Raw genomic sequence first — 13,833 nt, 5'->3', positions numbered from 1 at the left:
TGAAAGCCCCGCAGGAACGAAATGGAACGAAGGCTAATAACGCCACTACGCGAGTCAACGTCTTCGCGGGCCCCTCGGAAAGCGTCCGCATGGAGCGAAAATCAACTTTGTTCGTATTTTATTACTAGATTTTTTATTATGAAATTGACTCTTAACCCACACTTAATCAAATCGTAGTTTTCGATCCTTTTACGTCTGTATATTCTAATGAAGTTTGATGAGTGACGCCCGCTGGCACTTCGTGATGATGACGACAACGCGGTTCGTAAGCTTCAGTTGCACCAATTAAAATAATTGGATCTTCATAGCCAGCTGGTTGTCCATTGATTAGTCGCTGCGTCCGGCTTGCTGGTGAACCGCATACTTGGCAAACTGCTTGTAATTTCGTCACTAGTTCAGCTATGGTCAATATAGTTGGCATTGGTCCAAATGGTTCTCCTCGGAAATCTTGATCAAGACCCGCAACAATTACACGGAATCCATGATTTGCGAGACTCTGAACGACTTCAATAATGCCTTCATCAAAAAACTGTGCTTCATCAATTGCAATAACATCATATTCATCTGAGATAAATGACCAAATATCTTTTGCACGTTTGATTGGTCTTGCTATTAATTTCGTCCCATTATGACTCACTACTTCTTCTTCACTATATCGATTATCTATATGTGGTTTAAACACGGCAATTTTTTGTTTAGCAAATTGCGCGCGGCGCACACGACGAATTAATTCTTCTGATTTTCCGGAAAACATACTTCCGCAAATCAATTCAATCCATCCAGATTGTGACATGACATACATGCAAGTCACTCCTTTCAAAACTCTCTATGCACTATCATACCCAAAAAAGAAATTGATTTCCTATCTATTTTTTTGTGAGCAGATGTGATATGGCGGATAAGTAAAATTACAAATCCAATTGATAGATTGGAGCCGTTTGGCGAGCCAACTGCCTCGTTTCTGTGACGGGCAGTGAAGGGTTATCGTGATGAAAAGAAAAATTAAACGGCCGGCAGACGTAGTCACAAATACCCTCCAATTTGTGGCTACGCCTGATTCCATGGAGGCATTTTCATTAAAGTGCGCAGCCAACTAATCGCTAGCAGAACAATTCTATCCGATGCAGAGACAAAATTGTTTTTCAAATTGTGGGTCGCACCTCGGACTTCCACTCTTGCTAAACACTTCTTTTCAATAGCGATCCGATTCATTGCAGGCAGCCCTTTGCTAGACGATAGTCCAACAAGAAAATAGCCGCTTTGAGCTAAGCTCTAAGCGGCTATTAGATAACTATTCTGCTATGTCTTCTTTAAGACCGTACTTTTTGTTGAAACGATCAACACGTCCATCCGCTGATGCGAATTTCTGTTTGCCAGTATAGAATGGATGACATTCTGAGCAAAACTCAACTTTGATGTCTTCTTTTACTGAACCTGTTTCAAATGAGTTACCACATGAACATGAAACTTTAGCTAATTTATGGTCGGGATGAATTCCTGGTTTCATCTTAAATCTCCTCTCGCCCTGAACCATCTGGAACAGAGTTGGTTATTTTACTATTACCTTATACGACCCGTTTAATTCAGCCGCATATGTAATAGAGTATGTTTAATTCTACCGTTTAATAGTATATCAAAAATCACATACAAAATCAAGCGTTTCATTTAAATATCAGTTCATTAACTATATTAATCCTTTACCATTACGCTGTGCCTTCATATCTGTATTTAATTTATCAAAAAACTCTTCATTAGATTTTGATTGACTAATTTTTTTCAAGAAACGTTCCCCAAAATCATGCGAATCTGAAAACGTTTTACGAATTGCCCACAACTTGTCTAACTGATTAGCCGGGAGAAGCAACTCTTCTTTACGTGTCCCAGACCTACGAATGTCGATTGCAGGGAAAATACGGCGCTCAGCTAAATTACGATCTAGATGTAACTCTAAGTTGCCTGTCCCTTTAAACTCTTCATAAATAACTTCATCCATACGAGAACCTGTATCTACTAAAGCTGTAGCCAAAATAGTTAAACTACCACCTTCTTCAATGTTTCGTGCAGCACCGAAGAATCGTTTAGGTCGATGAAAAGCAGCAGGGTCAATACCACCTGATAATGTACGGCCACTAGGAGGAATAACTAAGTTATAAGCACGAGCTAAGCGTGTAATCGAGTCCATTAATATAATTACATCTCTTTTATGTTCTACTAATCTCATAGCACGATCTAATACAAGTTCTGCTACTTTAACATGATTCTCAGGTACTTCGTCAAACGTTGAGCTTACAACATCCGCCTTTACTGAGCGTTCAATATCTGTTACTTCTTCAGGACGTTCATCTATTAATAGAACAATAAGTTCAGTATCTGGATAATTTGTAGTGATTGAATTTGCAATCTCTTTTAACAACATCGTCTTTCCTGCTTTTGGTGGTGCAACGATAAGTCCTCGTTGACCAAATCCTACAGGTGCTATTAGATCCATGATACGTGTTGATAAGTTATGCTGAGCTGTTTCTAATTGCATGTGGCGATCTGGATATAACGGGGTTAAGCCAGGGAAATGGACGCGTTCTTTTGCCATGTCCGGATCTTCACCATTCACTAATTCCACTTGTAATAAGCCATAATAACGTTCGTTCTCTTTTGGAGGACGGACTTTGCCGGTTACTTTGTCTCCGTTTCTCAAATCGAAACGACGAATTTGCGACGCGGATATATAGATATCTTCTGAACTTGGAGAATAGTTGATGGGGCGTAAGAATCCAAATCCTTCAGACTGAATAATTTCTAAGACCCCTTCCATGAAGAAAAAGCCTTCTTGTTCTGCTCGTGTTTTTAAAATCGAAAAAATAAGTTCTTTTTTCGACAATTTGCTGTAGTAAGAAATTTTGAACTCGCGTGCAAGTGCATACAGTTCTTTCAACGTCATACTATCTAATTCAGCAATTTTTAAGGTTGACATAAGATGGCACCACTCTTTTACATTTTTTTATTGGTTTTTAATTTGAAAGGTTGGATTGTTTTTTAGAAATTGGTTTAGTAGAAGATGCCTGACCGAGGTGTGATCAGGCACATATTTTTGAAGTTTTAGTCTTCCATCATAAGATGAGGTTTTTTCTTCAAGCTGTGACGACCTTCTATGAATCGAACTGTTCCTGATTTTGCACGCATGACTAATGAATGTGATTCTGCATAAGTTCCTTTGAATTGGACACCACGTAGTAGCTCTCCATCAGTTACACCCGTAGCTGCAAAGATTGCATCGTCACCTTTGACAAGGTCATCCATAAGGAAAACTCGGTTTACATCTAGTCCCATACGAATACAACGTTGTAATTCTTGATCATTTTGAGGAACTAGTTTACCTTGAATTTCGCCACCTAAACATTTTAGTCCGACTGCAGCTATAACGCCTTCAGGAGCGCCGCCAAGTCCGAATAGTATATCTACGCCTGTTTCATCAAAGGCTGTGTTGAGTGCTGCTGCGACGTCCCCATCATCAATCAATTTGATCCTAGCACCCGATCTTCGAATCTCATCAATAATCTTTTGGTGACGTGGTCTGTTTAATATTGTTGCTACAACGTCTTCAATATCTTTATTTTTCGCACGTGCAACTGCTAGTAAGTTATCAGTGACAGAAGCATTAATATCAACTTTACCTCTTGATTCTGGACCAACTGCTAATTTATCCATGTACATATCTGGCGCGTTAAGTAGGTTTCCACGGTCTGCAATTGCAAGTACTGCTAATGCATTCCAACCGCCTGAAGCGACAATACTTGTGCCTTCTAATGGATCCACTGCAATATCAACAGACGGTCCACCACTACCTAGTCCTAATTCTTCACCAATATAAAGCATTGGCGCTTCGTCCATTTCTCCTTCGCCGATTACGACTACGCCCTGCATTGGGATTGAGTTAAAAACGTTACGCATAGCTGTTGTTGCTGCTTCATCTGCTTCATTTTTTAAGCCTCGGCCCATCCACCGTGCCGAAGCAATTGCTGCTGCTTCCGTTACACGCACTAACTCCATTGATAAACTGCGTTCCATTAAGTGTGTTCCTCCCGTTATACGGTCAATTATTTAGGTCATTCTTCCATTAGCCATTATACCACACGTAATTAGTGGTCAAATTATTTTTTTAAATATCTTCTTCTTTAGAAATAAACGTTTTATCAATACTGATTTCTTTTCTTATGTCTGCACCTAGCCCACGTAATTTATCAATCAATGAGCTGTAGCCACGTTCAATATGATATATGTCATGGATTTCTGTTTCACCTTCAGCAATTAATCCCGCAAGAACAAGTGCTGCACCAGCTCGTAAGTCTGACGCACGTACAGAGGTGGATTCCAATTCCGTCGGACCTGAAATAATAGCAGTACGTCCTTCTACTCGAGCACTTGCATTCATACGTTTCAACTCATCAATATGTTTGAAGCGTGCTGAATATATCGTGTCAGTAATAACAGAAGAACCATTTGCTTGAGTCATTAAGATTGAGAATGGTTGTTGTAAATCGGTAGGAAAACCTGGATATACTAAAGTTTTAACATCCACAGCCTGCAAGTTCTCAGATTTAGGAATGAATATACTTTCTTCGTCTTCTTCCACTTTCACTCCCATTTCGCGAAGTTTTGCAGTTAATGCTTCAACATGAAACGGGATGACATTATCAATGGTAATTCCATCTCCAGCTACAGCGGCCATTATCATAAATGTACCCGCTTCTATCCGATCTGGAATAATCGTATGGTTCGTGCCGTGAAGTTCATCAACGCCATCAATACGAATGACGTTAGTTCCAGCACCTTTAATTTTTGCACCCATATTGTTTAGTAATGTTGCAACATCAATAATTTCAGGTTCTTTTGCAGCGTTTTCAATTATGGTTTGCCCTTTTGCCTTCACTGCAGCAAGCATAATATTTATCGTTGCACCAACACTAGCAACGTCTAAATAAATTTTCGCGCCTTTCAATTCTTCAGCACGTAAATAAATGGCTCCATGTTCATTTGTTACTTTTGCACCAAGTGCTTCAAAGCCTTTTATATGTTGATCAATCGGACGTGGTCCTAAGAAACAGCCGCCAGGTAAACCAATAACTGCTGTTTTAAAACGACCAAGCATTGCGCCCATTAAATAGTAAGATGCGCGTAATTTTTTTACATTGCCATTTGGTAATGGCATATCTTGCATTTTAGATGGATCAATGGTCATTATCCCTTTATCAAAAGATACGTCCCCACCGATTTCTTCAAGTAATTCTTTTAGTGACCAGACATCCAAGATTTCAGGCAAACCTTCAATCGTGACAGTTGAGTCGGCCAAAATAGATGCTGGAATTAATGCTACAGCACTGTTTTTTGCACCACTTACTTTAATAGTTCCTTGCAAACGTTTTTGTCCATTAATTTTATATACTTCCAACTATTTCACCTACAATCGATTCAAGAATAAACTTATTGTGCACTTTTTCGGTTATTCCAATCCGCTAAAAATGCATCAATTCCTTTGTCAGTTAAAGGATGTTTAAACATTTGCTTTAAAACGGTAATCGGCATTGTTCCGATATGTGCACCGTGCAGTGCCGCGTCTGTTACATGTTGAGGATGACGTATTGATGCAGCAATGATTTCTGTATCAATATTGTGTATTTCAAAAATTTGAGCAATCGTACTAACTAAATCCATCCCGTTATGACCAATGTCGTCTAAACGACCAACAAATGGTGAAACATATGTTGCACCAGCACGTGCTGCTAGAAGTGCTTGGTTTGCACTGAAAATTAATGTGATATTTGTTTTAATACCCTCTTTTGAAAAAACAGAACACGCAGCTAAACCATCAGGTGTCATCGGTAACTTTACTGTGATGTTTGGAGCTATTTCTGCTAACTCCCGACCTTCTCTTATCATTCCCTCAGCATCTAAAGCGATGACTTCTGCACTAACTGAACCATCAACTAGTGCTGTGATTTCACGTAAACGATCATGGAATGAAATGTTTTCTTTAGCAACAAGCGAGGGATTTGTTGTTACTCCAGAAATTATGCCCCATGCATGCGCTTCTTTAATTTCTTCAAAATTTGCTGTATCAATAAAAAATTTCATAACATTTTCCTCCATATGGAAAAGAGGAGAAGGCCTCATTATTTTTAAATGGACGTTTCTCCTAATTCTCTCAATTTGTCTTCAAAAAAATTTCGACATCCTAACCAACCCGTATCTCCACCTCGAGTCCATAAGAAGTGGGTCAGTCCTGAGACGTTTGTGACATGACGGCACGACTCTTGTACATTAATTGGTAACAAGTTTTTAGTTCAGGTGCTCAGAGTCAGATTACAGTGGTCTATTTCGCCTTGCACAAACTCGAGATAGGGTGATGCTTCTTAATTACGCTTTTCCAGAACTTCCGAACTCACGCATTTTTCCTTGCACTGTATTTTTAATTGCATCACGGGCAGGTATTAAGTATTTCCGTGGGTCGTAGACATCTTTATTGTTATCTAAAAATTCACGAATTGCTTTAGTAGCTGAAATTTGATTTTCTGTATTAACATTAATTTTAGCAGTTCCTAATGAAATTGAACGTTTAATATCTTTTACTGGAATTCCAGTTCCTCCATGTAATACTAACGGGAGATCAGATAATTTCGAGATTTCTTCCATTTCTACAAAACCAATATTTGGTTCACCTTTATATGGTCCGTGAACAGAACCAAGTGCAGGTGCTAAGCAATCGATATCTGTGCGAGACACTAGTTCAGCACAATCTTTCGGGTCTGCATAAATTACACCGTCAGCAATAATATCATCTTCTTGACCACCCACTGTGCCAAGTTCGGCTTCAACAGATATACCTTGTGCATGTGCATATTCTACTACTCTAGAAGTTATTGAAATATTTTCCTCTAATGGATGATGTGAGGCATCAATCATTACTGATGTAAATCCTGCATCGATTGCTTCTTTACATTTTTCGTAACTTGAACCATGATCTAAGTGAATCGCCACTGGTACTGTGATTTTATAGTCATGCATTAAACCTTTTACCATGTGGACGACGGTTGTAAAACCGCCCATATATTTCGCTGCTCCTTCAGAAACACCTAATATTACTGGAGACTTTTCTTCCTCTGCTGCAAGTAAAATTGCCTGAGTAAACTCTAAATTATTAATATTAAATTGTCCAATTGCGTAGCCTTCTTGTTTACCTTTGATCATCATTTGTTTCATTGATTCTAAAGCCACTGAGAAGTCCTCCATTTCACGTTTAACATCTATTTTTACAACAAGTTATCTGTATGGCACTTACGAAACCTAACTCGCACCCTGTTAACGCGCTCACATGATTGTGGGTCACACAGGTGGGAATAAGGACCTCTCATTCTTAACATACCCCAAAAACAGGTTTTCGATTAGTTTCTTCTACCGTCTAGTGCGATCTAGAGAGACTCTTTACACTTTGGTCCTCCATGGAAGGTCATGAAGTTATTATGGATTAGTTAAACACCAAATAAAACGTGTCTAGTTCCAAGGACAAACAATTTAGCCTCTAGAGGTAAGAAGGATTGCATTATTATCTTATGCTTCTAGTACCAAAGTGGAGTTTTGTGACACTTTACGCTTTTCCTTTAAATCATATCAAAAACAGGTAGTGTTTGCCACTACCTGAGGTTTTAATCTTTTAACATGCCATTAACGGCATCTCGTAGTTCATAAATATCAAATGGTTTTGTGAAATAATGTGAAGCTCCTAAATCCATTGCTTCTTTAATTAAATCTAGTTCTCCGTAAGCAGTCATCATTAGGATGGGCATGTCTGGGGTACGCATTTTTAAACGTTTTAATATTTCAATTCCATCCATCCCTGGAATCTTCATATCCAAGAGAACTCCATCTGGTTTAACCTTTTCAGCAAGCTCTAATGCTTCAATCCCATTAGCAGCGAGAAATGTAGTGTATCCCTCTCTTTTAAAAACTTCGTTTAAAAGTAAACGAATACCTTGTTGGTCATCCACAATTAGTAACTGTTTCATGAAATAGTTGTCTCCTTCTTTAAAAATTACGAAAGTATGAAAGTATAAAGGCCTGTAAAGATTTTCTTCTATACCTACATATTCAACAAACTTTTCCATATTCCTGCATCAAATTAATATTTTTAATACTTCTTTATATTTTATTGCATTTAATGACAAGAAACTGAATTAATAAGAAAAACCGAGCAAAATTCTCCGGTCCTTTTAAGCAATTACTAATGATTTGAGTGTTAGTAGATAAATGGTTTTACAACCTGTATCAACATCGGTTTCCGGGTCGCTTTAGACGACAAACCTACTGCACTATAATCTGAAGAATGATGCCCTTACAGGCAATCTTGCGGCAGGTTTGTGTCCGACGCGCCCCTTCAACCAATGAGCATATCGTATTTTCGATTTGGGTTGACGTGCGAAAAAACACTAATATTATAGAGAGAAGCGGCCGAAGATACAATTTCGGCCTTATTTTGCTTACTTTATTCAAAAGCGAGAACGAAAATACCCCACTTCTTTTTAAGTACTAAGGAGCGGGATTTAATTTTGTTATTCTCCTGTTGCCGCCTTGATGAATTCCCTGAATATCGGGTGCGGACGTTGTGGACGCGATTTGAATTCTGGGTGGAACTGAGATGCAACGAAAAATGGATGATCAGCAAGTTCGATCACTTCAATTAATCGACCATCTGGGCTTGTACCAGAAAAAATGAAGCCAGCTGCTTCAAACTGCTCACGGTATTCATTGTTGAACTCGTAACGATGACGGTGACGTTCGTATACCAATTCTTGTCCATATGCATCAAACACTTTTGTGCCTTCAACTAACTTACAAGGTTGAAGTCCTAAGCGTAGTGTACCTCCCAAATCTTCAACATCTTTTTGTTCTGGTAATAAGTCGATGATTGGATATGGTGTTAGTGGATTTAATTCAGATGAATTTGCATCTTTTAATTTCAAAACGTTACGTGCAAATTCAACCGTTGCTAGTTGCATTCCTAAACAAATTCCGAAGAAAGGTATGTTGTTTACACGTGCAAATGAGGTTGCCGCAATTTTCCCTTCAATCCCACGATCACCAAAACCACCTGGTACTAATATACCGTCTACATTACTTAACAAATCTGCTACATTTTCTTCGTTGACGTGCTCTGCATTAATCCATTTCACTTCAACATCAGTGTCGAATGCAAATCCTGCATGCTTCATTGCTTCAACAACTGAAATATAGGCATCTTGTAATTCTACGTATTTACCAACTAAGCCAATACGTACTTTTTTCGATAAGTTTTTCACTTGGTTGACTAACGCTGTCCATTCCGTCATATCCGCTTCTGGAGCATTAATTCCTAAGTGATCTAAAACAATTTGGTCCATATGTTGTTGTTGTAACATTAATGGTACTTCATATAATGTTTCCGCGTCACGGCATTCAATGACTTCACTTGCTTTAATATCGCAGAACAAGGCAATTTTATCTTTCATATCTTGTGGGACAACATATTCAGATCTCACAACGATGATATTAGGTTGAATCCCCAAACTACGTAGTTCTTTAACGCTATGTTGTGTTGGTTTAGTTTTCATTTCTCCTGCAGCACGAATATAAGGAATTAATGTACAGTGAATATACATGACATTTTCCGCACCGAAATCGCCCTTCATTTGTCGAATAGCTTCTAAGAAAGGCAATGACTCTATGTCTCCTACAGTCCCACCAATTTCCGTAATGACTATATCAGCACTGGTTTCTTTTGCTGAACGTACTAAACGTTCTTTGATTTCATTAGTGATATGGGGAATGACTTGCACTGTACCACCTAAATAGTCGCCTCGACGTTCTTTTTTCAAGACCGCTGAGTAAACTTTACCTGTTGTAACGTTAGAGAATTTATTAACATTAATGTCGATGAAACGTTCATAGTGACCTAGATCTAAATCAGCTTCTGCACCGTCGTCAGTTACGAAAACCTCCCCATGTTGATATGGACTCATCGTACCAGGGTCTACATTGATATAAGGATCAAACTTTTGAATTGCTACATTGAGTCCTCTATTTTTAAGTAAACGACCAAGTGATGCCGCGGTGATGCCTTTACCAAGTGATGATACTACACCACCTGTAACGAAAATATATTTTGTCAAAGTTAACTCCTCCTAAATGAATTTAATTCTAAATCTGAAAAACAGCATTTCTTTTATGGAATCCGCTACGAGATGCAACTTTAGCATCCGTTAACAAATTGTTATCCCAATAAAAACGGATTATGAAATCATGAATTTGTAACGGACTTCTATTATTACGAAGAGTAACAGTAAAAGTATTTCCTTATTTTGCAACGAGTAACCAGGAGTAGTTGAAATTTTGACCTAGGCGCACTTCATAAATGATTGTTAGAAGATACTAAAAATTTTATACTTTCAATAATTAAAAGAAAAAAGCGCTCCACCTGCAGTTGCAGGGGAGCGCATAAATTAAACGTTTAATCTCCCTTTTTAGGGAGCCCAAGTAAAAGAGTAATCGGAAAGTCGAAATAAGTCAAGACCTATTATTTATCTTCATCCTCGTCTTCATCTTCAACGTCTTCTTCTACGTCCTCATCATCATCGTCATCATCGTCTTCAAAATCATCAGGAGCATCTATTTCTTCGACAGCTAAGTCACCGATTTCATCTTCGTCTTCATCTTCATCGTCCAGATCAAAATCGTCATCTTCAACGAATGCATCGAAGTCATCCTCAAACGTAATTTCATCATCAGAATCGTCATCGAAATCATCATCATCTTTAGATGCCTTTGATTTTTTCTTACGGACTTTTACAGTTGGTGCTGTTTCTTCTTCAATTTGTTCAACCGGGTACCACTCTCGTAAACCCCATCTGTTTTCTGAAATCGCGAGGAAACGCCCATCGATATTCATATCTGTATAATACTGAAGCATCCGTTCTTTCATTTTTGCTTCACTAAACTTGTTAAGTTTTTTAATCTCATCTAGCAACTCTTGCAAAGTTAAAGACTCATGTTTTTCTTCTAATATTGCATATCCTAGATCGATAAATGATTCTTCACTTATTTGCTCTTTTGTCATTTCACGAAATTTCAACTCGTGCACGTCCTTTCTACATACGTTGGCATAGTACCCATTATATACAAACCTTATTCAATTATGCTAGCTTGACTTTTTGTTTTTCACATTAAGTAGTTTGATTGAGCCAAAATAAAACAAATAAATTGATAATATTATTAATGGTATAGATCCTAATTGTTTATTATACAAAAAAAATGTAACGACAAGGCATGTCAAAATAAAAATAATATGAAGACTATTTTTCAAGTTTGACAACCTCCTTAATCATATTGTTCTATTATACCTAAAACCAAGGTAAAGGTCGTCAATTTACATAATTTTAATAAAAAAATTTAAAATTCATATTTTATTATTTTGCTAAGCGTGCCATACTTGTTGATAGTAAATATATACAGAAAAGGACAGAATAATGACTAATAAACTAAAATATTTAAGTATCGGGATTATACTTCTGTTAATTGGGTTTCAATATACAGTTGTGCTTGATCAACAAAAGTCCCTTCCTTCCCCAGATTGGAGCCGTTCATTTCCCTCAAATGTTGATGCAGGTAATTATTCCAAAATACAAAATGTTCCTACAGACAATGGTTTTGCAATAAGTCTTTTGGATTTTGAACAATTAGTTTTTCTACACTGCTCAGCTGACTTACAATGCGTTAACAAGTGGTCGAATTCACAATTGAATCCATATAAAAATACTTGGAGTGACGGTGAAACTACATATTTTATTAAAGACGACTCCTTAATTCGCAAATCAACTATCGGAGAAGAAATAAAAATTTCCCCGAATGTTGACAATTTTATTAAATCAGGAGACAAACTTGCGTTTTGGCTTAAGAATCAAAAAGTCATATTTCAACAAGAAAATAAACAGGAGATTTCTTATGCACCTGAATACCCTGTAAACACAGGGATGTTTGTTGATGAGCATTTCTTCATTATTACTCATAATCAACGTAACAATAACTATATTGTTCTTGATGGTTCAAATAATTTTAATGAATTATTTCAATTCCATATAAACGCTAGTGAAAGCTTGTTATCAATCAATATTTCCAATGATAGTGATGCTAAGTTCAATTTATTGCTAGAAACTCAAATCAGCTCAGGTGGCTCAACGACCAAAGTTTTACGCACTACATCTTTCGAATTAACTGAAAATCAGAATCCCTCCTTTAAAAAGATTGCCTTTGCTGAAAAGGAATCAGGTATTAAATTATTCAACATTCGTTCACCCTATTTGTATCAAGGTGAAACGGGTTCACATATTACGTTTTCAGCTAACATGTTTGATGAAGATGGTGATAAAGTAAATAAGGTTTTTGTCGGAAAATACAATCAATCATTAAATGAAGTTTCTGCTGTGACGAAAAAAGGTGACTTACACGTTAATCCAGTCTTTTTAAACGATCAAACCATTGCTTATTTCAGATTAGACGGTAAAGAAAAAGAGCTTATGTACTCTTCATCAACCGCTGAGAAAATAGCACAAAGTAATACCATACTAAAAGGGGATCCTATTAGTGCATTCTATTCTTTATTTAGTTTGCTGTTTGTTGGGATTTTACTCGTATTACTTTCGTTTACATGGATAATTCCTACACTTCTCTTAGGTTATGGAACACTAGCATTCCTACAAAAAATACGTAAATCCTATGCATTTCCTGTTTCTTTGTACGTTAATACGATTGCTCTCGTAGGAAGTCAATTCGTGATATTCTCAACTATGCTTCACCCAGAGAAAATCTTGTTGAAGGCACCCTATTTGACAGAAGTATGGCATGTTTTTCTCGTACTATTTATCGCAGGAATCGGTTGTATATTGCCTGTGATCTTGTCTCGCACAAAAGTTACGGACGATAATTGCAATATACTTATCTTGTACACAACTGGACTCAATTTATTCATTCTATTCATGTTATTAGGTCCTTATTTCATATAATTGCACTATTCGTGATAAATACTCGTTTCAACAAGAAAAAGTTTTTTACATGCAACATAATTTGACATGATTTCGCTAGTATTCTCCCAAGAAATTTATGTCTTTTTGAAATGAATTAAACCTGCTTGTTACGTTTTGGTTTCCGGAGAGCTTTGGATCGTCGACCTACTGCATCATAGCCTTAAGAATGAATACAGAGAGCCAAGTGACGTTGTCACTTGGCTCTCTGTATTTCTTACCGGTAATCTTGCGGTGGGTTTACGTCCTTCGCTCGCCTGCAACCTTGACGTACATAGTATTTTAGATTTGATGTACGGGTGAATAGACACTAATTTCATCAAAAATAGCGGCCGAAGATACTATTTCGGCCTTTTTTAACTTTCTTTAAGGCTTTGTAGTTACTTTATAAAAGAAGAGTTATCACGTTACTGTAAACTGAGCATGTAAGATACACACCCATGCTCGTTTCTATATAACTGATACAGTTCATTCTTACCTCTTTACTTAACCTCGCTAGGAAGAGTGTCAACCTTGGTTTTGATTAATCATTCTCCTGGATGTAGAGCAGATACACTTTCAGAAATAAGAGTGATAAAGTTCCCATATATTCTCTATTCCAACTTGGACGTTGATTTTTCCAACTTGGACTCCAGAAATTCCAACTTGGCTGCCCATTTTTCCAACTTGGACATCAAAAATTCCAACTGAGCGAATTCTCACCCGGATTTTCATTTTAAAACAATTCACATCTTAT

Annotated in this window: 11 protein-coding genes; 1 reads left to right on the top strand and 10 read right to left on the bottom strand. The window is 37.4% G+C overall.

The features are described 5' to 3' along the window. Positions 1 to 166: 166 nt before the first annotated feature. The 10 genes from B371_RS0114330 to rpoE all read right to left on the bottom strand — a co-directional run bounded on the left by B371_RS0114330 (position 167) and on the right by rpoE (position 11,152). Positions 167 to 802 (bottom strand): thymidine kinase, encoded by a 636-nt coding sequence (locus B371_RS0114330; RefSeq protein WP_019415000.1) that lies wholly within the window; start codon positions 800 to 802, stop codon positions 167 to 169. Between the two features lie 489 nt (positions 803 to 1,291). Continuing rightward, positions 1,292 to 1,507 carry a 50S ribosomal protein L31 gene (gene rpmE / locus B371_RS0114320; RefSeq protein WP_019414998.1) on the bottom strand — a complete coding sequence of 72 codons (216 nt, stop codon included), beginning with the start codon at positions 1,505 to 1,507 and terminating at the stop codon, positions 1,292 to 1,294. Between the two features lie 177 nt (positions 1,508 to 1,684). Next, positions 1,685 to 2,968 (bottom strand): transcription termination factor Rho, encoded by a 1,284-nt coding sequence (gene rho / locus B371_RS0114315; RefSeq protein WP_019414997.1) that lies wholly within the window; start codon positions 2,966 to 2,968, stop codon positions 1,685 to 1,687. A gap of 125 nt (positions 2,969 to 3,093) precedes the next feature. Beyond that, positions 3,094 to 4,062, bottom strand: a complete 969-nt coding sequence (glpX, locus tag B371_RS0114310) for a class II fructose-bisphosphatase (protein ID WP_019414996.1) — start codon at positions 4,060 to 4,062, stop codon at positions 3,094 to 3,096. Between the two features lie 91 nt (positions 4,063 to 4,153). Next, positions 4,154 to 5,443, bottom strand: a complete 1,290-nt coding sequence (locus B371_RS0114305) for a UDP-N-acetylglucosamine 1-carboxyvinyltransferase (protein ID WP_019414995.1) — start codon at positions 5,441 to 5,443, stop codon at positions 4,154 to 4,156. Positions 5,444 to 5,475: 32 nt separating this feature from the next. After that, the gene (fsa, locus tag B371_RS0114300; RefSeq protein WP_019414994.1) at positions 5,476 to 6,126 is read right to left on the bottom strand and encodes a fructose-6-phosphate aldolase; all 651 of its coding nucleotides are present in this window, start codon (positions 6,124 to 6,126) and stop codon (positions 5,476 to 5,478) included. A gap of 282 nt (positions 6,127 to 6,408) precedes the next feature. Continuing rightward, entirely contained in the window at positions 6,409 to 7,266 is an 858-nt protein-coding gene (locus B371_RS0114295) for a class II fructose-bisphosphate aldolase (protein WP_019414993.1), read from the bottom strand. Positions 7,267 to 7,694: 428 nt separating this feature from the next. Continuing rightward, positions 7,695 to 8,054: a response regulator gene (locus B371_RS0114290; RefSeq protein ID WP_026023079.1), complete on the bottom strand. Its 360-nt coding sequence runs from the start codon at positions 8,052 to 8,054 to the stop codon at positions 7,695 to 7,697. A 543-nt stretch (positions 8,055 to 8,597) separates the two neighbouring features. Beyond that, complete coding sequence (locus B371_RS0114285; RefSeq protein ID WP_019414991.1) at positions 8,598 to 10,193, bottom strand: CTP synthase; 1,596 nt, start codon at positions 10,191 to 10,193, stop codon at positions 8,598 to 8,600. A 404-nt stretch (positions 10,194 to 10,597) separates the two neighbouring features. Beyond that, complete coding sequence (gene rpoE, locus B371_RS0114280; RefSeq protein WP_019414990.1) at positions 10,598 to 11,152, bottom strand: DNA-directed RNA polymerase subunit delta; 555 nt, start codon at positions 11,150 to 11,152, stop codon at positions 10,598 to 10,600. 394 nt (positions 11,153 to 11,546) lie between these two features. On the opposite strand from rpoE, the gene B371_RS0114275 reads away from it, so the two are divergent. Further along, complete coding sequence (locus B371_RS0114275) at positions 11,547 to 13,079, top strand: hypothetical protein (RefSeq protein WP_019414989.1); 1,533 nt, start codon at positions 11,547 to 11,549, stop codon at positions 13,077 to 13,079. The last annotated feature ends 754 nt before the right edge of the window (positions 13,080 to 13,833 follow it).

The organism is Paenisporosarcina sp. TG20 (assembly GCF_000286315.1).
In the GTDB taxonomy this organism is placed as follows: Bacteria; Bacillota; Bacilli; order Bacillales_A; family Planococcaceae; genus Paenisporosarcina.
Note: the sequence above shows the minus strand (reverse complement) of the source record. Positions and strands in the feature narration are given on the sequence as shown.